Origin of the sequence: Paraburkholderia sp. BCC1885 (assembly GCF_900996235.1) — a bacterium.
GTDB lineage: Bacteria > Pseudomonadota > Gammaproteobacteria > Burkholderiales > Burkholderiaceae > Paraburkholderia.
In genome coordinates, this window is sequence record NZ_CAAJGM010000011.1 from 74807 (window position 1) to 95850 (window position 21044).

20 protein-coding genes are annotated in these 21044 nt (G+C 63.3%); 6 read left to right on the top strand and 14 right to left on the bottom strand.

From position 1 onward, the window contains the following. Window positions 1–8: 8 nt before the first annotated feature. From FQ755_RS00435 to FQ755_RS00455, 5 genes are read right to left on the bottom strand one after another with little or no spacing between them, the layout of a single operon-like run. Window positions 9–842, bottom strand: coding sequence for an IclR family transcriptional regulator (locus tag FQ755_RS00435; protein ID WP_144150147.1), 834 nt, complete (start codon window positions 840–842; stop codon window positions 9–11). A 31-nt stretch (window positions 843–873) separates the two neighbouring features. After that, window positions 874–1779 (bottom strand): SMP-30/gluconolactonase/LRE family protein, encoded by a 906-nt coding sequence (locus tag FQ755_RS00440; RefSeq protein ID WP_144150148.1) that lies wholly within the window; start codon window positions 1777–1779, stop codon window positions 874–876. Then, window positions 1776–2621, bottom strand: coding sequence for a citryl-CoA lyase (locus FQ755_RS00445; protein ID WP_144150149.1), 846 nt, complete (start codon window positions 2619–2621; stop codon window positions 1776–1778). Before FQ755_RS00445 ends, FQ755_RS00440 begins: the two co-directional genes overlap by 4 nt. Window positions 2622–2631: 10 nt before the next feature. Further along, complete coding sequence (locus FQ755_RS00450) at window positions 2632–4080, bottom strand: MFS transporter (RefSeq protein ID WP_144150150.1); 1449 nt, start codon at window positions 4078–4080, stop codon at window positions 2632–2634. 34 nt (window positions 4081–4114) lie between these two features. Beyond that, window positions 4115–5326 (bottom strand): CaiB/BaiF CoA transferase family protein, encoded by a 1212-nt coding sequence (locus FQ755_RS00455; RefSeq protein ID WP_144150151.1) that lies wholly within the window; start codon window positions 5324–5326, stop codon window positions 4115–4117. A gap of 420 nt (window positions 5327–5746) precedes the next feature. Between FQ755_RS00455 and FQ755_RS00460 the strand changes: the two genes are divergently transcribed. Both FQ755_RS00460 and FQ755_RS00465 read left to right on the top strand, forming a co-directional pair. Further along, on the top strand, window positions 5747–6322 hold the full coding sequence (locus FQ755_RS00460; RefSeq protein WP_144150152.1) for an ANTAR domain-containing response regulator: 576 nt from the start codon (window positions 5747–5749) through the stop codon (window positions 6320–6322). Window positions 6323–6332: 10 nt separating this feature from the next. Further along, on the top strand, window positions 6333–7481 hold the full coding sequence (locus FQ755_RS00465) for a CmpA/NrtA family ABC transporter substrate-binding protein (RefSeq protein ID WP_144150153.1): 1149 nt from the start codon (window positions 6333–6335) through the stop codon (window positions 7479–7481). Between the two features lie 70 nt (window positions 7482–7551). Here FQ755_RS00465 and FQ755_RS00470 read toward each other — a convergent pair whose 3' ends face one another. The 8 genes from FQ755_RS00470 to FQ755_RS00505 all read right to left on the bottom strand — a co-directional run bounded on the left by FQ755_RS00470 (window position 7552) and on the right by FQ755_RS00505 (window position 15991). After that, a complete protein-coding gene (locus tag FQ755_RS00470) occupies window positions 7552–7914 on the bottom strand; it encodes a BON domain-containing protein (protein WP_144150154.1) in 363 nt (120 codons plus the stop codon). A gap of 158 nt (window positions 7915–8072) precedes the next feature. Further along, complete coding sequence (locus tag FQ755_RS00475) at window positions 8073–9509, bottom strand: efflux transporter outer membrane subunit (RefSeq protein ID WP_144150155.1); 1437 nt, start codon at window positions 9507–9509, stop codon at window positions 8073–8075. An 8-nt stretch (window positions 9510–9517) separates the two neighbouring features. After that, a complete protein-coding gene (locus FQ755_RS00480) occupies window positions 9518–11092 on the bottom strand; it encodes a DHA2 family efflux MFS transporter permease subunit (protein ID WP_144150156.1) in 1575 nt (524 codons plus the stop codon). Window positions 11093–11110: 18 nt separating this feature from the next. Continuing rightward, window positions 11111–12226: an HlyD family secretion protein gene (locus tag FQ755_RS00485; protein ID WP_144150157.1), complete on the bottom strand. Its 1116-nt coding sequence runs from the start codon at window positions 12224–12226 to the stop codon at window positions 11111–11113. Between the two features lie 75 nt (window positions 12227–12301). Then, window positions 12302–12736, bottom strand: a complete 435-nt coding sequence (locus FQ755_RS00490; protein WP_144150158.1) for a MarR family winged helix-turn-helix transcriptional regulator — start codon at window positions 12734–12736, stop codon at window positions 12302–12304. 171 nt (window positions 12737–12907) lie between these two features. Beyond that, window positions 12908–13843: a LysR family transcriptional regulator gene (locus FQ755_RS00495; RefSeq protein WP_144150159.1), complete on the bottom strand. Its 936-nt coding sequence runs from the start codon at window positions 13841–13843 to the stop codon at window positions 12908–12910. Window positions 13844–13987: 144 nt separating this feature from the next. Next, a complete protein-coding gene (locus tag FQ755_RS00500; protein ID WP_144150160.1) occupies window positions 13988–14818 on the bottom strand; it encodes an alpha/beta hydrolase in 831 nt (276 codons plus the stop codon). Window positions 14819–14962: 144 nt separating this feature from the next. Continuing rightward, window positions 14963–15991 (bottom strand): LysR family transcriptional regulator, encoded by a 1029-nt coding sequence (locus FQ755_RS00505; protein WP_144150161.1) that lies wholly within the window; start codon window positions 15989–15991, stop codon window positions 14963–14965. A 275-nt stretch (window positions 15992–16266) separates the two neighbouring features. Here FQ755_RS00505 and FQ755_RS00510 point away from each other — a divergent pair, with 275 nt between their 5' ends. The 3 genes from FQ755_RS00510 to FQ755_RS00520 all read left to right on the top strand — a co-directional run bounded on the left by FQ755_RS00510 (window position 16267) and on the right by FQ755_RS00520 (window position 18972). Beyond that, window positions 16267–16848, top strand: a complete 582-nt coding sequence (locus FQ755_RS00510; RefSeq protein ID WP_144150162.1) for a TetR/AcrR family transcriptional regulator — start codon at window positions 16267–16269, stop codon at window positions 16846–16848. Between the two features lie 20 nt (window positions 16849–16868). After that, entirely contained in the window at window positions 16869–17921 is a 1053-nt protein-coding gene (locus FQ755_RS00515) for a LysR family transcriptional regulator (protein ID WP_409936959.1), read from the top strand. A gap of 184 nt (window positions 17922–18105) precedes the next feature. After that, window positions 18106–18972: an aldo/keto reductase gene (locus FQ755_RS00520; RefSeq protein ID WP_186308373.1), complete on the top strand. Its 867-nt coding sequence runs from the start codon at window positions 18106–18108 to the stop codon at window positions 18970–18972. A 37-nt stretch (window positions 18973–19009) separates the two neighbouring features. Here the strand turns inward: FQ755_RS00520 and FQ755_RS00525 are convergent, their stop codons facing one another. Beyond that, on the bottom strand, window positions 19010–19819 hold the full coding sequence (locus FQ755_RS00525; protein WP_144150163.1) for an SDR family NAD(P)-dependent oxidoreductase: 810 nt from the start codon (window positions 19817–19819) through the stop codon (window positions 19010–19012). A 162-nt stretch (window positions 19820–19981) separates the two neighbouring features. Here FQ755_RS00525 and FQ755_RS00530 point away from each other — a divergent pair, with 162 nt between their 5' ends. Then, window positions 19982–20932 (top strand): GlxA family transcriptional regulator, encoded by a 951-nt coding sequence (locus FQ755_RS00530; RefSeq protein ID WP_144150164.1) that lies wholly within the window; start codon window positions 19982–19984, stop codon window positions 20930–20932. Window positions 20933–21044: the final 112 nt, after the last annotated feature.

The window sequence follows — 21044 nt, forward strand, 5'->3', positions numbered from 1 at the left end:
GCTACCCGCTAGCGCAGCTTTTCGCGCGCCTGCTCCGGCTTGAGCAAAGCCAGAGCGGCGCGCAGCGGGGCCGCATCGCCGCCGAGCTGCTCGCTGGCTTCAATGGCGGTCTCCAGCATCATCCGGCGCATACGCAGCATCAGTGCTTCGTCGACACGCGAACGCGGCCCAGCCAGCGTGAACGTGCCGGCAAGCGGCTGTGCCGCCGAAAACACCGGCGTCGAAATTCCCGCTGTCTCCGCATCGCGCTCCCCCACCGACATGTAATACCCGTCGTGGCGGATCCGCTCGCACCATTCCCCCCGCCCGCCTCCAAACGCGCTCAACACGCGCCCGCCCGAGCCTTTGTCCATTGGCAGGACGTCGCCTTCGCGCACGTGGTCGCGGATCGTGTGGGTGGAATCGACCCGATGCAGGCAGACCCGCAAGTTCTTCTGCCGCACGTAAAACGACACGCTTTCACCGCTGGCATCGCGCAGGCGCCGCATCAGCGGCAGCACGACGTCGCCGAGTTGCAGACTGCGCTGATACAGCGCGCCAAGTTGCAGCGTGGCCGGACCGACGTAATAGAGGCCGTCGTCCGAGCGCAGCAGCATGCGGTGATGCGCGAGCGACGCGATCAACCGCAGGATCGTGCTTTTGTAGAGCCCGGTGCGGGCGGCCAGTTCGGCGAGCGACACGCCTTTGTCCTCTGGGCGAAACGCAAACAGGATAGCAAAGGCGCGATCGAGCGCGGCCACGCCGTCAGGCGCGCCGGATGGCGCCGGGGCGGTGCGGCCGGCGTCGGTGGCGTGTGCCGGGTCAGAGGATGCGGAGTCGGCGGAAGAACGGGAAGGGGCCATTGGCAGTATGGGAGCGGCGCAGGACGCCATTTTACCTGCCGAGACCGGCGGTATTCCATTGCGTCGTCAGGACCGAGCCGCTGCTCGAATCCGTGATGAACAGGCTGCTGCCATGCGCGCCGCCGAAGGTCACGTTGGTGATCGTGCGGCCGGCGCACGATTCGATTTTGGCGATGCCCTCGCCGTGCGGATTGAGCACGAACACCGCGCCGAGCGAGGCATGCGCGACAAACAGGTTGCCGTCGCGGTCCATCGTCAGGCCGTCCGGCCCGCTCACGCCATAGAACTGCGCGAAGCGGCCCACCTTGCTGGTGCTGCCGTCCGCCAGCAGCGGCAGACGCCACACCGAGTTGTCGCGCGTCATCGCCACGAACAGCACTTTTTCGTCGGGACTCAGCACGAGGCCGTTCGGGCTGGGGCCATTCGAGATCAGGCAATCCAGCCGGCCGTCCGGGCGCAATCGGTAGACGCGGCCGGTGGGATCGTGCAGGCCCGTCTGGCCCTGATCGGTAAAGTAGAGATCGCCGTTGCTCGCGACGATCAGATCGTTCGGCCCTTTGAAACGCTCGCTGTTACGGCGCGCCAACAGTGGCGTGACAGCGCCGCTCGCGGGATCGAGCGCCAGAATGCCGTTCTTGTAGTCCGCAATCAGCAGGCGGCCGTCCGGATGCCAGGCCAGGCCATTCGGCTCGCCGTCGTATTCGGCCGCGACGCTCCATTCGAGCGCCGGCGAAATCCGCATGATCCGTCCGTGCGGAATGTCGACGACATACAGATTGCCTTGCTGGTCAAAGCACGGACCTTCGATAAACGAATCCACCACCGCCCCGCCCTTGTTGGCGCGCGACCACTCCGTCACCCGGTGACGGCGCAGCGTCTCAGGCATGCTGGTGTACACCGCGGTCCCGATGACGGGCGGCGCCGGATACCAGTTCATTGTTCGTCATCCTTATTTTCGACGTGACGCGTGGCATGGCCCGTGTAGCGATACGCCATCTGGCGCGGCATGGGGCCTTTGTTGCGCTCGCCGCGTCCGCGCTGCTCCCATGCATGCGACAGAATGCCGACCGCGCGTGACAGGCAAAATACGCCGCGCGCCAGTTCAGGCGCGAAGCCGAGTTCGGCGTAGATCACGGCGGTTGCGCCGTCGATATTCATTGGAATCGGCTTCGATTTGCGGCCCTTGAGCAAGGCTTCGATAGCGCGTGCGATGGCGGCATAGCGGCCGGAGACCACGCCCTGGGCGGCGGCTTCATCGACCATCGCCAGCAGGCGGCCGGCACGCGGATCCACCGGATGGAAGCGGTGTCCGAAGCCCGGCAGATATTTGCCGTGCGTGGCGATAAACGCATCAATGGCGGACTCGACCGCTTCCTCAAGCGAAGCGCCTGCGGCATGCGCGCGTTCGATGATATGAAACAGTTCGACGCTCTGCTGCCCCGCTCCGCCGTGCACGTCGTCGAGCGTATTGAGCGCCGAGGCCATCGCGCCGTTCAACGGCAAGCCGCAACTCACCGCCATGCGCGAAATCGCGATGGAAGGCGCGTGCGGACCATGATCGACCGACGCCACCAGCGCCGCTTCCAGCAGACGCGCCTCGCCCGCGTTCGGCAATTCGCCGCGCAGCATGAGCCAGATCATCTGCGGAAAACTGATCGCGCCGATCAGTTCCTGGATCGGATAACCGCGCACCTGGATCGAGCCCGGATGAATGTCGATGATCGACGTGCTCCAGTAATCGGCGGCGAGCGCGGCGGCATCCATGGGAGTGTTGTTCATGGCAGTCGTTTCAACGGTTGATATCTTCGAGGGCGAGACCTTTGGTGGCCGGTCCCATGATGCCGATCAGCAGCATCACAAACACCATGCAACTGCTGATCATGACGAACACGCCGTTCGCGCCGAAATCGCGCAGAAAGAACGCGACCAGAAAGCCCGAGAAAATCGCGCTCAGTCGGCTCCAGGAGTAGACAAAGCCAATTGCTCGCGCGCGGATCTCGGTCGGATACAGTTCCGACTGATAGGTCTGGAATGAATACGTCATGATCGTCAGCGCGAGGTTCATGCAGAAGCCGAATACGATCAGGCCGAACGATCCGGTCTGATGCGCAAAGGCGAGACCGAACACCGCAATCGCGCCCGACGCGCCCACGAGGCTCCACTTGCGTTCGATCTTGTCGGCGAAGGCGAAGAACAGGGTAGGTCCCAACGGCAGCGCAATCGACATCAAAAACGAATACTGCAGGCTATGAACCAGGTTGATGCCCTTGCTCGTGAGCAGCGACGGAATCCAGTTGCTGAAGCCGTAAAAGCCGATCACCGAGACCGCGTTATAGACCGACATCATGATCGTGCGCTTCAGATACGGTGGCTTCAGGATGTCGCGAAAGCGCCGCTCGACGGTGGGCGCGCGATGCGTGTGCGGCATCGGTTGCGGCAACGGCTGTCCGTACTGCCGTTCGACGACGCGCTCGATCTGCAGGGTAATGCGCGCCGCTTCGTCGAGGCGGCCCCGCGTCACAAGCCAGCGCGGGCTTTCGGGAATGCCGAGCCGGATGACCCACACGAGCGCCGCACCGGCCGCGCTCGCCAGCACGACCCAGCGCCAGCCATCGAGACCGAACGGCTGTTGCGGCACCAGCCACCACGACATCAGCGCCACCACCGGCACCGCACAATACGGCACGATCTGCGTGATGGCGAAGGCGCGGCCGCGCAAATCCTTCGGCATCAGTTCAGCGACGTAGGTATTGATGGTGACCATTTCGACGCCTAGCCCGATCCCGGCCAGCAGGCGAAACACGTTCACACCGAGCGCGCTTTGCTGAAACACCATCAGAATGCTCGCCAGCGTATAAGCCAGCAACGCCACCACGAAGATACGGCGGCGACCGTACAGATCGGCGAGAAAGCCGAGCGCCATGGTGCCGATGAAGAGGCCCAGAAACGTCGCCGCGACGAAGGCCGCGATACTGTTCATCGCAAAGATCGAGGTCGACGTTTTGACGAACAGACCGCTCGCCGTCAGCCCCGGCGCGATATAGCCGGTCATAAACAGATCGTAGAACTCGAAGCAGCCGCCGAGCGACAGCAAAAATACGATCTTCCAGATATGCCGCGTGGCAGGCAAACGATCCAGCCGCGCGACAATGCCGCGTGCCTGGGACTCCTGATCGGTAGCTGATTCGATTGTGTTCGCGAAGCCTGCGCGCGTCACGGTATTCGATGCGGGTCTCATGGTCTCCTCCAAGCGGGCCTCCTTTGATGCGGCGTCAGATCGCGCCGTCTTCTCTCAAGCGCGCGATTGCGGCGGCGTCGTAGCCCAGACGCTGCAAATGCGCTTCGGTGTGTTCGGACAGATGCGGAGCGCGCGAGGCGGGCGCCCCGCTCGCCGCTTCGCCTTGGGCATCGACAAAGCGAAAGCCTGCGCGTGTCACCCGCTGCACGGTGTCGCCGTCCGGCAATTGGTGGACGAAACCGCGGCCGGTGAGTTGCGGCTGATTGATGGCATCCGGCACGCTGAGGACAAGCCCGGCCGGCACACCCGCCGCGGTCATACGCGGCTCCCAGTTGCCGGCGCTATCGGCTGCGAGAGCGGCTTCGATCTCGCGCTTCAATTCCGCGCGGTAACGCTTGCGCGTATTGCGCTCGCTAAAACGCGGATCTTGCGGCAGATCGGGTCGGCCAATCAGTTCGCACAACGCAACAAACTGCCTGGTCTCATTGGCGGCGATATTGAGCATGCCTTCGCCGCACACAAAAGTGCCGGACGGCGCCGCCGTAAAATTTTCGTTGCCCATCGGCGTGGGCGTCACGCCGGCATTCAGATAGTTCGATACCACCCAGCCCATGCTGGAAAGCGTCGCCTCCAGCATCGAAACGTCGATGATCCTGCCCTCGCCGGTACGTTGTGCGGCGAGCACCGCGGCGCAGATCGCCAGCGCCGCGTTCATGCCGCCCACCGTATCCGCGACCGGATAGCCGACGCGCAGCGGCGCGCTTTCGGCGTCGCCCGTGACGCTCATCGCGCCCGACATGCCCTGGATGATCTGGTCATACGCCGGACGATGCGCGAGCGGCCCATCGTTGCCGAAGCCGGAAATGGCGCAGTAGACCAGCCGCGGGTTCACTTCGAGCAACGACTGCGCGCCCACGCCGAGACGGTCCATCACGCCGGGGCGGAAGTTCTCGACCAGCACGTCCGCGCCGGCCACCAGTTTGCGCAGGATTTCTTTGCCGGCCTCGTGTTTGAGATTGAGCGTCAGCGACTCCTTACCTGCATTCACAGCCACGAACGACGCGCCCATATTGCGCGCCGAGGCTTGCGGATCCGCGCCCAGCCGCCGGGCGAGGTCGCCGCCAGCGGGGTTCTCGACCTTCAGGACGTCGGCGCCGAGCAGCGCAAGCTGATAGGTGCAAAACGGTCCGGACAAAACATTGGACAGGTCCAGCACGCGAATGCCGGAAAGCGGAAGAGAAACCATAACGTGCCTTTTTGAGTCTTACTCGCTGTTCTATCTGATAGAACGTCGTTCTATAATTTGATGAAACGGATTGTGGTCCTTCGCGTGTGCGGGTGAATATAGGGGTTACCCCGGGTGGCCTCGGTGGGGCTGGGTGGGCTTGGGTGACCAGGCCGCGCCAGTTCAGTGCGCGCACTCGTGATCGCGCACCGCTGCCGTGCATGCCACCGCTTGCCGTTGCGTGCCGACGCCGATCTCAAGCTCTTGCAGGCCCGCCCGGCACCGCGTTTGCCCTGATGGCATGTAGCTTGCTTGATCTGCACGGTCTTTCGTAATGACGTAAACCGGCGTCGCTTCACATTCCCGCATGAACCGCAGCCCCGGGCGCAACTGCCTTCCTTCTTCGCGGCACCACAGCATGCCGCTGACCCGATTCAAACCATGCTGCGCGTACTCCTCGTAACCGACACCGACAAGCCGATTGGCGATCTGCGCGATGCCCTCGCGCGGCTCGGCTATGACATGCTGGCCGGCACGGCGACATCGCAGGCGCTGCACCGGCGGGTCGAAAGCGAGCGGCCGGACGTGATCATCATCGACACCGAATCGCCCTCGCGCGACACGCTCGAACAACTGGCGGTCATGAAAGCGACCGCGCCGCGCCCCGTGCTGATGTTCAGCAACGACGCCAACCAGCAACTGATCCGCGATGCTGTCGGCGCAGGCGTGACGGCCTACCTCGTCGAAGGGCTGGCCTCGGAGAAGCTCGCGCCGATCCTCGAAGTGGCGCTCGCCCGTTTCGCGCAGGAAAGCCAGTTGCGCGAGCGTCTCGCCGAAGTGGAAAACGAACTGGCCGAGCGCAAGCTGATCGATCGCGCCAAACGTCTGCTGATGGATCAGCAAAATCTGGCCGAACATGCCGCTTATGCAAGCCTGCGCAAGCGGGCGATGAACCAGGGCGTCAAGCTCGCCGAGATCGCGCGCCAGATCGTCACGGCTGCGGACTTGCCTAAATGAAGCGTGGCTCATGAACCAACCTGCTCCTGTCACCCAACCTTCCACGCCCATGCGGCTCGAAAAGACCCATCTGCGACTGGGTTTCGTCTCGCTCGCCGACGCGGCGCCGCTCGTCGCGGCGAAGCTGCTGGAGTTCGGCCACGCCCATGGACTGACCCTCGAACTCTCGCGCGAACCGTCATGGGCCGCGCTGCGCGACAAGCTGCTGGCTGGCGAACTGGATGCCACGCACGCGCTCTACGGCATCCCGTATGGTGTGCAGCTTGGGCTCGGCGGCCCGCAAACGGACATGGCCGTACTGATGGTGCTCAACCGCAACGGCCAGGCCATCACGCTATCGAACCGTCTCGCCGACGCACTGGCGCAACAGCATTCATTGCCGCGGGCGCTGGCGACGCTCGGCCGCAAGCCTGTGTTCGCGCAGACCTTCCCGACCGGCACGCATGCGATGTGGCTGTACTACTGGCTCGCTTCGCAAGGCGTGCACCCGTTGCGCGAAATCGAAAGCGTGGTGATTCCGCCGCCGCAGATGGTGGCCGCGCTCGCGGAGGACCGGCTGGACGGACTGTGCGTGGGCGAGCCGTGGAATGCCGCCGCAGAAGCGCGCGGCGTGGGCCGCACGATTGCCTATAGCAGTGAAATCTGGCCCGATCATCCGGAGAAAGTGCTGGCCTGCCGGCGCGATTTCGTGGACCGCCATCCCAGCACGGCGCGCGCGTTGGTGCAGACCCTGCTCGAAGCCTGCCGCTGGCTGGATGGGCCAGGGCATCGCAACGAAATTGCGCGCTGGCTGGTGCGGCCGGAATTTATCGGTATCGACGAAGCGTTGATTGCGCAGCGCCTGACGCGTGACAGCGTACCGGCGGAGTCGAAGCGCTTACCTGTGCGTTTCTTCGAAGACGGCGCAGTCAACTATCCGCGCATCACGGATGGTGTGTGGTTTCTGACGCAATACGAGCGCTGGGGCATGATCGCGCGGCGCGACGACTATCGTGCAATCGCCAGCGCGATCAATCAGACGCAGTTGTATCGAGAGGCGGCGCAAGGTATCGGCATTGCGATTCCGCCGGAGACCATCAGGCAGGTGTTGATCGACGGACGCGGGTGGGACGGCAGCGATCCGCAGGAATATGCGGCGGGGTTCGAGATCCGCGCCTGAGTGCGGGAGGGACACCGCCGAAGACGCCCCGGCGATGTCCCAGTCGTCATCGCAAATCGCTACATTTCATTTAGCCGTTGCCGCCATGGAACAAGGTGAGCTTGTTCGAAACCGACGTCACCCCCGGCACGGTATGCGCAACCTGCTCGGCCTGGCTGATCTGGTCGCCGGAATCCACGCTGCCGGACAAGGTCACCGCACCACTGCGCGCCCGCACGAACACGTTCGACACGTTGAAGCCTGGCGTCTTCGTCAAAGCACGGCGCACTGATCGCGCGAGCGCCCGGTCAGATCTGGAAGCGGCTTTCTTGCCGCTTGCCGTCGAGCCGTTGTCCATTCCGGCCATCGCGTCGCTGGCCTGCGCATAAGCGGCCACCGGCAGGGCGACCGCTACCGTCAGACATAACGCGCTCAAGATTCCGACTGTCCTCATGTTGTTCTCCTCTCGATGCAAGGTGGTGGCGGTCTATTCATGCAGTATTGTGTGACCAATAGATTCGCCGGCACGCCCAGCCTATTTCAAACTCTTGCCGCGCGCGACCGGTAGACCCTTAGTCAATCTAATTCATCGGCTGGCAAAGCGCAAAGCATTCAGCCGCCCGTCGGCCGGCCATTCGAAGCGAGTGCCGGCCCGGCAACCTCGCTCCAGCCGCCCCCCAGCGAGCGGTACAGCGCCACCGCAGCCAGTGCGTGCTCGCGTCTAGCCTGATTCAGCGAATCGGAGTCCTGCAGATAGGTTTGCTGCGCCGACAACACATCGAGGAAATCGGTTGCGCCCCCTTTGTATAACTGGTTGGCCAGCTTGAGCGACTGGTCGGAGGCGCCCAATGCATCGGTGAGCTTTTGCGTCGATGCGGTCGTGCTGACCAGATCGCTGCGAGTGTCTTCGACTTCTCTTAACGCCTGCAGCATCGTCTGCTGCAAATTCAGTTGCGATTCACGCATTTTGCTTTCGCTCTGCTGAATATCCGCCGTGATACGCCCGGCATTGAAAATTGGGCTGGTGGCGTTCAATGCCGCGCTGAACAGATTGTCGGTCAAGGTCGGCAGGCCGACATATGAAGCCGCCAGCAAGCCATCGCTCAGGTTCAGATTGAACTTCGGATAGCGTTCCGCTCGCGAAACGCCCACTTCGGCAGCGCGCTGTTCGACGGTTGCATAGGCCACCAGCACGTCGGGGCGGCGCAGCAATGCTTCGGATGGCAAAGTAGTGGGCGCCGCGCCTTCCGGGTTGGGAATCGGGCCGGGCGTCGCCAGCACCAGCTTGTCCACCGCTTCCGGCGTGCGGCCCGAATAGACCGCAATCAGGCTGAGCTCATGCTCGATGGTCGATTGTGCGCGCGGAATACGTGCCTGCAGTTCGTCCAGTTGATTCTGCGCGCGGGCCACGTCGAGCTGCGTCGACAGGCCGTATTTCAGACGCTCCTGCGTCAATCGCAAGGCATGCTGACGGATTACCTGGTTGTCCTGCAGAATCTGCAATTCCTGCTGGGCCCAGCGCAGGTCGACATAGGCCGAAGCGGTATTGGCTGCAAGCGCGAGGCGCAGCGCGTCCTCGGCGTGCTGCGTGCCGACCTGTTGCGCCTGCGCCGCCAGCAGGTCGAGCCGCTCGCCGCCGAACACGTCAGGCGACCAGTTCAGCGCGAGGCCCGCACCGCCCTCGCGCACATAGCCGAGCGGCGGCGGCGTGTTGATGCGGGTATCGGCGGCGGTAGCCGTCGCATCGAGTTCCGGCAGCAGCACTGCGTGCTTTTGAGTGGTGATGGCCTGCGCCTGTCTGACGCGTTCCGCGGCTGCCTGCAAGTCGAGATTACCCGTTAGCACCGTATCTACCAATTGATCGAGCACCGGATCGCCGAATTGCGACCACCAGGTCTTCGCATCCACTGCATCCCTGGGCGCCTCGACACTCCAGTCGAGCGGCGCGACGGTCTTGACCGTGGCGGGCAGATCGGCATGCGTGGCCGGCTGGACCGCACAGGCGGCCACCGACAGACAAGCCAGAATTTCTACAATGAGCTTTTTCATGATTGGCCTCAATGTGCGTCCGGCGGCGGCGCACCGTTAGAGAAAGGTTTGGAAAACAACACACTCGCTATCGCGACGATGAAACACAGCGACAGCACATAGAAGGTGTCCGAGTACGTCAGCACCAGGGCTTCACGCAGCACCAGCGCGTGCAGGTTGGCGAGCCCGGATTGCGTCGTGTTGAGCACGTCGCCCGCTACCGAGGACCAATGCGCGCTCTGCTCCGTCAGCACCGACTCCACTTCGGGACGGCCCACGGTGACGCTTTCGTTAAGCCGCAGATAATGGAAGTTCAGACGGTCATTGAGCATGGTGGCGCTCACCGCAATGCCGATGGCCCCGCCCAGATTGCGCATCAGGTTAAACAGTCCGCTGGCCGATTTCAGCCGTGACTGCGGCAGCGAGCCCAATGCCATGGTGACGATCGGCGGCACGGCGAACTGCTGGCCGATGCCGCGCAAGGCTTGCGGCAACAGCAGTTGCTGCCAGCCCCAGTCATGCGTCACCGGCACATACATATAACAACCGAGCCCGAAACAGATGAGGCCGAACAGCAGTAACAGCCGCATATCGACAAAGCGCGCCACCATTGCGTAGACACCCAGCGCGATCAACTGGAACACGCCAACCGAAAGCAACGCAATGCCGATCTGCAGCGAACTGAAGCCGCGCACCTGACCGAGAAATTCCGGCGTCAGAAACACCGCCACAAAAATGCCAATGCCCGTGATAAAGGACAGCAAGCTGCCGATGCCGAAATTACGCACCACCAAAGCACGCAGATCCACGATGGGTTCATCGGTCGTCAACGCATGCACGATGAAAAGAAAGCCACAGATCGCCGAAATCCACGTACAGGCGACGATAATGTGATCGCCGAACCAGTTCTTGCGCGGCCCTTCTTCCAGCACATACTCGAGACAACCGAGAAAGCCGCTCATCAAGAGGATTCCCAGGTAATCGCCTTTTTTCAGCAGAGAGAGATCGGGCTTGTCGATATTCACGTATTTAGGCACCAGCGCCGCCACGACGACACCCGGCACCAGGTTCAGATAGAACAACCAGTGCCAGGACCACTGATCCGTAATCCAGCCACCGATCACCGGGCCGATCGCCGGCGCAAGCGAAGCCAGTGCGCCGATGGTTGTAGACGCAACCAGTCGCTGCTTGCCGGGAAACAGCACAAAGGCCGTGGTGAATACCGTTGGGATCATCGCGGCGCCCATTGCGCCCTGCAAACCGCGAAACAGGATGATCGAGTTAATGTCCCAGGCAATGCCGCACAGCATGCTGGTGATGGTGAATCCCACCGCGGAGGCTACGAACAGCCAGCGCGTCGAAAACACTTTGGATAACCAGCCGGACATCGGAATCACGAGGATTTCCGCAATCAGGTAGGCCGTCTGCACCCACGACAACTCATCCTGACTCGCGGACAGTCCCCCGCCGATGTCCCGCAGTGAAGAAGCGACGATCTGGATATCCAGGGTTGCCATGAAAAATCCCAGGCACATCAGTGCGAATGCAAACACGCGTTGCCGCATGGGCTGGGATGCCGGATCGAGCGAATCAGTGTTGGTCATGATGTCGGCCCGGTTCGCTTAGCGGCCGGCGGCGGCGTGCGAGCCGTCGGCGAGATGCACTTCGACGGTCGCCGACAGGCCCGGGCGCAGCACACTTTCCATGCCGCGCGGCACATCCAGACGAATCCGCACCGGCACGCGCTGCACGATCTTGGTGAAGTTGCCGGTCGCGTTTTCGGGCGGCAGCACGCTGAAGGTGGCGCCTGTGGCCGGCGCGAGGCTTTCGACATAACCGTGCAAGGGCAGGCTCGAGGCATCGAGTGCGACGTCGGCCTTGTCGCCGATCTGCATCTTCTTCAGTTGATCTTCCTTGAAGTTCGCGTCCACCCACAGGTCCGTGGACGGCACCACTGTCAGCAGCGGCGCGCCGATATTGGCGAGCATGCCGACGCGCGCTGTCCGGTTGCCGATATAACCGTCGACCGGCGAGCGAATGGTTGTGTATTCAACGTTCAGTTGTGCCACACGTTGTGCGGCGAGCGCCGTATTGACACGAGCCTGCGCATCGGCGATCTGCGCGCCGAGCACATCCAGCTGACGTTGCGCGGCAAGCACTGCGGCGCCGCTGCTTTGCACCGCTGCTTGCGCCTTGGAGAAATCGGCGTCGGCACGCTCGACAATCTGGTTCGAAACCGCTTCGTCCTTGACCAGCTCGCGGTAGCGCGCCTGGTCCTGCGCGCTGCGCGTCAATTCCGCCGACGAGGCCCGCACTTCCGCCTGATGCTGGTTGATCACCGCGGCCTGCAAAACCTGTTGCGCCTGCAACTCCGTTACCGCAGCGCGGGCGCTGTCCACCTCGGCGGTGGCTTGCGCGAGCTTCGCGTCGTAGTCGCGTGCATCGAGCCGGATCAGCACCTGGTTTGCCGCAACGTGCTGGTTGTCCTGCACCAGGATGTCGGTGATAAAGCCGTTGACCTTGGGCGCCATCACCGTCACGTTGCCGCCGACATAGGCGTCGTCGGTGGACTGCTCGAAGCGCAGAACGAAGAACCAATAGCCCGCGGCGGCAGCCAGCACCAGCGCCACTGCGCCGTAAGCGAGGCGCATCCACGGAATATGCCTGCCTTTGGTCGCGGCAACGGCCTCGGCTGACGGCCCGGAAATTTCAGAAACGGGAGTAACAGGACTCGACATGATTTTCACCTGTGTATATGCACTAAATCGAATGGAAAAATGCGCTTGCTGCGTGGGCCAGCGGCCTGATATTTCTTAAACTTTGGACACCTCGCGCGTCAGACGGAACAGTTCGCAGCGAAGCGTCGCGGCCTGTTGCGGTCCAAACTTGCGTTCAAACTCGTTTTGCGCGGCACGCCAATACGTCGTGGCTTGAGCGAGCTTCGCCTCGCCGGCTTGCGTCAACGCCAGCCGACGCCGCCGCTTGCCCCGCCCGTCCGGCTCATCGGCGATCAAACCGTTGTGCAACAAAGGCCTGAGCCCGCGTACCAGGGTGGTCCGGTCCATCACCATCGCCTGCGCCAGTTCGAGCATCGTCCGCGGCGCGGCGCCTCGCAGCGCCGCGAGAATGCTGAATTGCGTCGGCGTCAACGCCGCTTCGGACAAATGCCGCTCGTACAACTGCGAAATGTGCCGGGCCGCCTGACGAATCGCGAAGCAATCGTCGTTTTCGGGTGAGTTGGTGTGCATGCGCACAGATTAGAGATGCGATCCGTCTGGATCAATCTCGCGGGTACATCTGATTGTTGTCGCGGCGACAAGAGTCGCGCGGGAGAGTGTGTTCACAGGCTGGCGAAGGCTTGCCAGCGCCGGTGAAGAGACCTTTCATCAGGCCTTGAGCCGAGCGATCCCCAGACTGGACTACTGCCGGGCCTTCATTTCCGATGACGCCTGCAAAGCCGTCACCTCGGCGAAGAATTCGGCCGCGTGCTCGACAAAGGCCTTCACCTTTGCCGGCATCAGCGTGCGGGTGTTGTAGGCGAGCCGCATTTCAATTGTTGCATCCACCAATTCGTATTCGTCGAACAGGCTCACCAGACGGCCGCCGGCGAGTTCGTCCTGCGCGAGCGCGGCCGGCAGCACGCCGATGCCGAATCCGCCCCGCACCATCTCACGGTTGAACACGGCATTGTTCGAAGCAATGTCGTAGCTGAGCGGCACGATGAGTTCCTCCGCGCCGAGCCGGAACGTCAGTTGCGGCTTGCGAAACGCGGGCGACAGCACCACGAACGTATGGTGAACGAGTTCGGATGGATGCGCGGGTTGCCCATACCGCCGCAGATACTCCGGCGCCGCGACGATCGCGAACGGCATGCGTTCGAGCAGACGCGTCACGACGGTATCGGTACTCAGCATGAACGGCAGGATGAGGCCCAGGTCGTAACCATCCGCGACCAGATCCACCGGCCGCTCGGTCAGCGTCACGTCGAGGCTCACTTTGGGATGCTTGTGCCTGAAGCTCGAGATCAACGGCACCAGCCGGTTGACGGTGGCGGTTGTGTGCGCGACGAGGCGCAGCACGCCGCTCGGTTCGCGGGTGTGCGAGGACGCGTCGGCTTCGAGCGCCTCCAGGTCGTCGAGTATCCGCGCGCAGCCTTCGTAGAAATGTTCCGCCGCTTCGGTGAGCGAAACCTGGCGTGTGGTCCGGTTAAACAGGCGGCTGCCGAGACGGCGCTCGAGCCCGGAAATGGAGCGCGACACGATCGGCGTAGTCAGGCCGAGCATATCGGCGGCGCGCGTAAAGCTGCGCGCCTCGACGACTGCGCGAAAGACCCGCAGACTCTCCAGATAATCCATAGGACACCTCGTGATGGACCCGGCGCTGGACTGTCGGCCGGATAAAGACGCAATCGTAGCGGACTCGACAATCGTGCGGCGCCGTCCCACGCAAAATTCGAAACCGGTGATTTTACGATCGCACCGACGGATAGATCGCCGGCATCAGTCCGGCGGCAAGCCCGTGGTTGCGGCGAGCGGCGCGTGTAAATGCGTCTGCAGGAATGTGACGAGATCCGCCAGCGCCTCGGCATGGATCGCCAGGCCGTCGCGCGAGGTATTGGCGTAGCGTCGCACTTCGGTGAGCACGCCTGCGCGAGTCAGCGCGGCCGCGTAATTCTCGGCCTCGACGTGCAGCGAATCGTGCTGGGCACTGGCAATCAGCCCGGGCGGCAAGCCCGCCAGCCGCCACGAATCCAGCGGCGCCGCGTAGGGATGCACCCGTTGCGCGGCGTTCGGCAGATATTCGCGATAGCAGCGCGCGCACTGGTTGAGGTCGGGGGATGGCGGGGCTTTCTCGTGATCGACGACGCGCGTCATGCTCGGATCGAGCAGCGGCGCCAACAAGGCCTGCGCGGAGATTGTCACTTCCCGGCGGTCGCGCGCGATGGCCGAAACGCAGGTGGCGAGGTTGCCGCCGGCGTCATGGCCGGCAATGCCCACAAGACGCGGATCGGCGCGTTGCCCGCGCGCCTGGCAGACGGCCCATTGCAAGGCGCGGTAACCGTCCTCCGGCGCGGCAGGAAACGGAAACTGCGGCGCCAGCGAATAGCCCACCGACACCACCCACGCCGGCATGCCGCGAGCAATATGACGCGCTGCAAGATCTGCGTCGTCGAGCGTGCCATCGGTAAATCCGCCGCCATGGAAATACAGCACCACGGGAAGAATGCCGCCCCTCGAGGCGGGTCGATAGCTGCGCAGCGTGATGGGCTGCGCGTGTCCGCTAATGCGGACATCCTCGATACAAAGTCCCAGATCCAGCTTCGACACCATGTCTACCGTCGAACGCGCTCGCGCCGTCCCCATTGTTTTGATAGCACCTATTGTGGTGCCCAATGAGAGCCAGATAAAGACCTGTAATGCCGAAACACAATCTCTGAGCGCTAAACAATCCGTATCCGCGGCGCTCGCGGCGGTTTAGACGGCCAGTTCTACCCTATCCGCCGCTGCAGCGGCCGGCGCCGGCGCGCTGCGCCGGACGGCGGGCGCGGCCTGCTCCGGCACGGTGGTCGGCAGGCAGCGCAGTTCGGCGTCTTCCTGACCGGAGAACAGCGGGCAGCGGCCGAACAGCTCAGCCACCCAATCGACGAACACCCGCACCGTGGGCGACAGATGGCGGTTATGCGGATACACAGCGGAAATCGGCAGCGGCGATGGCTTCCATTGCGACAGCACTTCGACCAGCTCGCCGGAGCGCAGATGCGGCAACGCCATGAAACGCGGCGCCTGCATCAGACCCACACCTTTCAGGCCGCTAGCGACGTAGGCTTCGGCATCGTTGACGGCGATATTGCCGCGCATCTTGACCTCGACGGTCTCGTCGCCGACGCCAAAGGTCAGATCCATCACGCGCCCGGTGCGGCCGAGGAAATAGTTGACCGCGACGTGGTTCTGCAGATCGTCGATTGTCTCGGGCGTGCCGTGCTGCTCCAGATACACGGGGCTCGCCACCGTCACGCGCTGGAACACGCCAATGCGGCGCGCCACCAGACTCGAATCCTGCAAGGTGCCGATCCGGATCACGCAATCCACGCCCTCCTGGATCAGGTCGACGGGCTTGTCGCCGAAGCCGACCATCAGTTCGATGTCCGGGTAACGCTCGTGAAACTCGTCGATCTTCGGCATCAGCACCAGCTTGCCTAGCGCGCTCGGCATGTCGACCCGCAACTTGCCGCGTGGCGCGCGCTGCGCGTGGGACAAGGAGCTTTCGGTCTCTTCGATGTCCGCCAGAATGCGCACGCAGCGCTCGTAGTAAGCAGCGCCATCCGCTGTCAGACTCAGACGCCGTGTCGTGCGCTGCAGCAGCCGCACCTTCAGATGCGCCTCGAGATTCTGGATGATCGTCGTCACCGACGCGCGCGGCAGATCGAGCGTGTCCGCGGCGCGCGAAAAGCTGTTGGTGTCCACCACACGCGTGAATACTTTCATTGCTTGCAGACGGTCCATATCCCGATCCCTTTGAGCTTTTCAGATTTGCCCCGCCCGACGACACCGGCGGCGTGCGCAAGACCGGCATCGAAGCTGGCCTGCATGGTTGAAATGCGTATTTTTTACGCAAACCAATACGACTGTCCGTATTAAAATGTAATCAAGCTATGATGTCAAGGATTTCCATAGTATCGTCAAGCCGCTGATTTCCATGCCAGACGGCCAAACGCACGCCCATGGCGGGATTGCCCGCGTTGACTCGCCAATATGGACGACCGTACAATTTACTCACTATGCCTAGACCCTCTCACCGCGGAAAAATCCTCACCGAAGGCCTCAAAGTCGTCCACGAACGCGGCTTTGCGGGTGCCAGCGTGCGCGACATCGTTCACGCGGCGGGGGTGCCGCAAGGCTCGTTCACCAACCACTTTGCGTCGAAGGAAGCATTTGGCCTCGAGATTCTCGAGATCTATTTCGCCAATAGCCAGGAGGTGGTGCGCAACACGCTGCGCAACGACGCGCTCGCGCCGCTCAAACGGCTTGGCGACTACGTCGACTGGAGCATTTCGCGCATCTGTCAGAATCAGTCACGCAACGGGTGCCTGCTCGGCAACTTCGCGCTCGAAGCCAGCGACCATAGCGAGTTGATCCGCGAGCGTCTGGTGGCGATTTTCGCGGAGCTGCAACAGAGCTTCGAATACTGCCTCGCGGCGGCGGTCAAAGCGGGCGAACTGCCGGCCGATTTCGATTGCAACGACGTGGCGGGCTTTATCGTCGCCTCCCTGCAGGGCTCGATCCTGCTTGCCAAGGCGCAGCGCAGCCAGCAACCGGTGGTGCGCTTCAAGCATTTGCTGTTCACGAAGATCCTCCGCTAGGTGCCGGCCATGCGAGCGCCATGAGCGATCGTCAAAAGCCTGCGGCCACGGCCGGTGCGCCCGCCTCCGGCCCCGAGCGCGCCGCGCGCGCCGAACGTGGCGAACGCGCCGCCAGCCATGACCGCGACGACGGCGCGAGCGGCGCCTCGGCGATGGACCGAGTAGGCTCGCTGAACGTGTTTGTCCGCTCCGCTGAAACCCGCAGCTTCACTGCCGCCGGCCGGCAAATGGGCATCTCCGCCTCGGCGGTCGGCAAGGCCATTTCCCGGCTGGAAACGCGCCTGGGCGTGCGCCTGTTCCATCGCAGCACCCGCAGCATCACGCTCACGCCGGAAGGCGCGCAATTCCTCAAGCGCTGCTCGCGCATCATCGAAGAAATCGAAGCGGCCGAAACCGAGCTCGCGCTGGCGACTTCCACGCCGCGCGGGCGCCTGCGGGTCAGCCTGCCGCTGGTCGGGATGCTGCTGATGCCGGTACTGGGCGCATTCATGAAAGCCTACCCGGAGATCACACTGGATCTCGACTTCAGCGACCGTCTCGTGGATGTCATCGAAGAAGGCTTCGACGTCGCCATGCGTACCGGCGAAGTCGGCGATTCGCAACTGATCACCCGCGCGCTGGGCCATTTCACGCACATCATCGTCGCCGCGCCGGCTTACCTCGCCGAGCGCGGCATGCCGGACACGCCAGAAGATCTGGCGAACCACGCCTGCCTGCAGCACCGTTTCCCGTCGACCGGCAAGCTGCGCCCCTGGCCGCTCGAACGCAATGGCGAGACGCTGAATATCGATCTCTCGCACGCGGCGGTGGTCAGCAATATCGAACCGCTGATTTCGATGGCGGAACAGGGCTTAGGCCTTGCCTGCGTGCCCGACTTCACCGTGCGCGAACAATTGCGGCGCGGCGTTCTCGTGCATGTGCTGCCGCAGTTGCCGGGCAATCCGGGCGTGTTCCGCGCGCTCTGGCCGTCGGGACGGCATCTGTCGCCGAGGATTCGCGTCTTCGTCGACTTTATGGGTCAGCATTTGTTTCCCGCTTCCGGCGCTGCGCCGCGAGACGGTGCGGCGCGCTGAGTTGAGTTGAGTCGAGCCGGGGCGCGCCACCGTCCCGGGGCGCACACGGCGGTGTCCGCGAGAGCTTGTCAGTCGCCGCAGCCGCATTGTTCAGCGAGCGCGACAACTGTCTTCAGGCCACCCCGCTACATGCGTTGCCCGGAAATCACCTAGACTCACACCATCCATCACAAGGAGGCGACAAATGAGCGATCTGGCGAATCCGTCGGCGAAAGCGTCGGGCACCTTCAAACTCGGCGGCGAAGTCGAGATTCATCGGCTGGGCTATGGCGCGATGCGTATTACCGGCCCTGGCATCTGGGGGCCGCCGGACGATCCGTCCGAGGCGCTGCGCACCTTGCAGAGCCTGCCCGAACTCGGCGTGAATTTCATCGACACGGCGGACTCTTATGGTCCGGATGTGTCCGAGCAGTTGATCCGCGAGGCCCTGCATCCCTACAAGGACCTGCTGATCGCGACAAAAGCGGGGCTGCGCCGTCCCGGACCCGACCGCTGGAATCCGGACGGCAATCCGGATTATCTACGGCAGCGGCTGCAAAAGAGCCTGCAAAACCTCGGCGTCGAGCAGATTGCGCTGTGGCAACTGCATCGCGTGGATCCGAACGTGCCGCGCGACGAACAGTTCGACGCGGTCCGTTCGATGCAAAACGAAGGCCTGATTCGCTTTGCGGGCCTAAGCGAAGTTTCGGTCGACGACATCGAAGCCGCCTCGAAATACTTCAAGGTGGCGACGGTGCAGAACCGCTACAACCTGACCGATCGCGGCAGCGAAGACGTGCTGGAGTATTGCGAAAAGCATGGCATCGGCTTCATTCCGTGGTATCCGCTCGCGGCCGGCAGTCTGACGCAGCAAGGCTCGCCGCTGCAAAAGATCGCCGCTGACCGTGGCGTCAGCGCGGGACAGATCGCCCTCGCGTGGCTGCTCAAGCGCAGCCCGGTGATCTTGCCGATCCCGGGCACGTCCAAACGCATCCATCTACGCGAAAACGTCGCCGCCGCGGAAATCAGCCTGAGCGACCAGGAGTTCGCGCAACTGGAAGCATTGCGGTAAGTAGCCAGGCGCGCAGCCAGCCGGTGCGTCACTCATCTCAGGCGACGCTACGCACTCCGTAACGTGCGGCCGGCTCGCTGCGCGACAGATTCGGCTGCAACGCGAGGCGCGCCGACTCAAACGTGTTCCAGTCATCCGCCTCCGGCAGCGAAGGCACCGTCGCGAACTCGCCCTGATCCAGGCCGGCGAGTGCCGCATCGACCAGATCGTCGACGCCCATCACCATGCCCTGCGGCAGGTTTTCGACCGGCATCCCGGCGATGTCCCAGAACTCGGTACGGATCGCGCCGGGCAGCACCGCGTGCACGCGCACGCCCTTGTCCGCCAGTTCATGCTTGAGCGACTGGCTGAGCGCCAGCACGAAAGCCTTCGTGCCGCCGTACACGCCATTGAGGATCTCCGGCGCCACCGCGACGATCGACGCGATATTGATGATCGTGCCGGCTCCACGCTGGACGAACGCCGGGGCAATCGCATAGGTCAGCCGCGTGAGCGCGGTGACGTTCAGCTCGATCATCGCTTCCATGGCGTCCACGTTGGAGACCAGCAGCGGACCCGCACCGCCGACGCCCGCATTGTTCACCAGCATCGTGATGCTCGAATCGGTGCGCAGAATCTCTTCGATGCGCCGCACGTCGGCCTTGTTGCCCAGATCCGCCGCGACCACTTCGATCGAGCGGCCGGTCGCCGTCGTCAGACGATTGGCCAGCTGGTCGAGGCGTTCGCGGTTGCGCGCCACCAGAATCAGGTCATAGCCGCGACGGGCCAGCCGATCCGCATAAACCGCGCCGATTCCGGAGGAAGCACCGGTGATGAGGGCCGTGCCCTTGTGTGTCGTATCGTTCATTGAATTTCTCCTGGGTTTCATGGTTTGCCGACCTCAGCCGGTCTGCATGAAACGGAGATTAAGCTCATAATGCGATGTCTCAAATGCCATATAAACTACTTTTTGGGACATCCGCTGCGGCGCCCCCCAAAACCGCCGTCAAGGAACCGCGAGGACATCACCATGTTACGAATCGGAATCGTGCTGTACCGGGGCTTTCAGGTGATCAACCTGGGCATTACGTCCGTCTTTGAATTCACCAACATGGCGGCCGGCCAGCCCCTTTACGAGTTCGTCCTGCTCTCCGAGCATGGCGGCCCGGTGCAGACCTCGGCCGGCTTTTCGGTCGAAACCCAGGCTTTCGACGACAGCCATTTCGACACCGTGCTGGTAGTCGGCGATAACGATGTGGTCGAGCCCAGTGCCGGCCTGATCGCCTTTCTGCAGCGCGCGGCGCGGACCTCGCGGCGCATCGGCTCCACCTGCACCGGCGCCTTCAATCTCGCCCAGGCGGGCCTGCTCGACGGCCGGCGCGCCACGACCCACTGGTATTTCGCCGCGCGTCTGCGTCGCGAATTTCCGGCGGTGAAACTGGAGGAGGACCGCATCTTTATCATCGACGGCGCGGTCTGGACTTCAGCGGGAATGACGGCCTGCATCGATCTTGCGCTCGCGCTGGTCGAAAAAGATGCCGGCGCGGAAATCGCGCGGCTGGTGGCGCGCAAGCTGGTCGTCTATCACCGGCGCGCGGGCGGTCAGACGCAGTTTTCCGCGCTGCTCGAACCGGAGCCGCGCTCCGACCGCATCCAGATGGCGCTCGCCTATGCGAAGCAGAATCTTCATACCGACCTCTCGGTCGTGCAGCTCGCCGGCGCGGTGCATTTGAGTCCGCGGCAATTCAGCCGTGCGTTCCGGGCCGAGACCGGGCAATCGCCTGCGAAGGCGATTGAGCATCTGCGCATCGAGGCGGCGCGCCTGATGCTTGAATCGGGGCCGCATCCAATTGAAATCGTGGCGCGTGACACCGGTTTCGGTGACCGCGAACGCATGCGGCGCGCCTTCCTGCGCGCCTTCGGACAAACGCCGCAGGTCATCCGGCGCGCTTCGCGCGGCGCGGAGCCGCTGCATTTGTGACGCCCATGTCCGCAATGTTCGGAACGTGAGCCTGTTTTTCCCTCTGCGAGACCGCTATAGAGTGATCGTCAAGGCAACGGACTTTCCGCGCTATCAGGCACAGCCCAAACGT

Bases quoted from the DNA above. Each gene is read 5' to 3' on its own strand.
- FQ755_RS00435 (WP_144150147.1), bottom strand. From the start codon at position 842: ATGGCCCCTTCCCGTTCTTCCGCCGACTCCGCATCCTCTGACCCGGCA.
- FQ755_RS00440 (WP_144150148.1), bottom strand. From the start codon at position 1,779: ATGAACTGGTATCCGGCGCCGCCCGTCATCGGGACCGCGGTGTACACC.
- FQ755_RS00445 (WP_144150149.1), bottom strand. From the start codon at position 2,621: ATGAACAACACTCCCATGGATGCCGCCGCGCTCGCCGCCGATTACTGG.
- FQ755_RS00450 (WP_144150150.1), bottom strand. From the start codon at position 4,080: ATGAGACCCGCATCGAATACCGTGACGCGCGCAGGCTTCGCGAACACA.
- FQ755_RS00455 (WP_144150151.1), bottom strand. From the start codon at position 5,326: ATGGTTTCTCTTCCGCTTTCCGGCATTCGCGTGCTGGACCTGTCCAAT.
- FQ755_RS00460 (WP_144150152.1), top strand. From the start codon at position 5,747: ATGCTGCGCGTACTCCTCGTAACCGACACCGACAAGCCGATTGGCGAT.
- FQ755_RS00465 (WP_144150153.1), top strand. From the start codon at position 6,333: ATGAACCAACCTGCTCCTGTCACCCAACCTTCCACGCCCATGCGGCTC.
- FQ755_RS00470 (WP_144150154.1), bottom strand. From the start codon at position 7,914: ATGAGGACAGTCGGAATCTTGAGCGCGTTATGTCTGACGGTAGCGGTC.
- FQ755_RS00475 (WP_144150155.1), bottom strand. From the start codon at position 9,509: ATGAAAAAGCTCATTGTAGAAATTCTGGCTTGTCTGTCGGTGGCCGCC.
- FQ755_RS00480 (WP_144150156.1), bottom strand. From the start codon at position 11,092: ATGACCAACACTGATTCGCTCGATCCGGCATCCCAGCCCATGCGGCAA.
- FQ755_RS00485 (WP_144150157.1), bottom strand. From the start codon at position 12,226: ATGTCGAGTCCTGTTACTCCCGTTTCTGAAATTTCCGGGCCGTCAGCC.
- FQ755_RS00490 (WP_144150158.1), bottom strand. From the start codon at position 12,736: ATGCACACCAACTCACCCGAAAACGACGATTGCTTCGCGATTCGTCAG.
- FQ755_RS00495 (WP_144150159.1), bottom strand. From the start codon at position 13,843: ATGGATTATCTGGAGAGTCTGCGGGTCTTTCGCGCAGTCGTCGAGGCG.
- FQ755_RS00500 (WP_144150160.1), bottom strand. From the start codon at position 14,818: ATGGTGTCGAAGCTGGATCTGGGACTTTGTATCGAGGATGTCCGCATT.
- FQ755_RS00505 (WP_144150161.1), bottom strand. From the start codon at position 15,991: ATGGACCGTCTGCAAGCAATGAAAGTATTCACGCGTGTGGTGGACACC.
- FQ755_RS00510 (WP_144150162.1), top strand. From the start codon at position 16,267: ATGCCTAGACCCTCTCACCGCGGAAAAATCCTCACCGAAGGCCTCAAA.
- FQ755_RS00515 (WP_409936959.1), top strand. From the start codon at position 16,869: ATGAGCGATCGTCAAAAGCCTGCGGCCACGGCCGGTGCGCCCGCCTCC.
- FQ755_RS00520 (WP_186308373.1), top strand. From the start codon at position 18,106: ATGAGCGATCTGGCGAATCCGTCGGCGAAAGCGTCGGGCACCTTCAAA.
- FQ755_RS00525 (WP_144150163.1), bottom strand. From the start codon at position 19,819: ATGAACGATACGACACACAAGGGCACGGCCCTCATCACCGGTGCTTCC.
- FQ755_RS00530 (WP_144150164.1), top strand. From the start codon at position 19,982: ATGTTACGAATCGGAATCGTGCTGTACCGGGGCTTTCAGGTGATCAAC.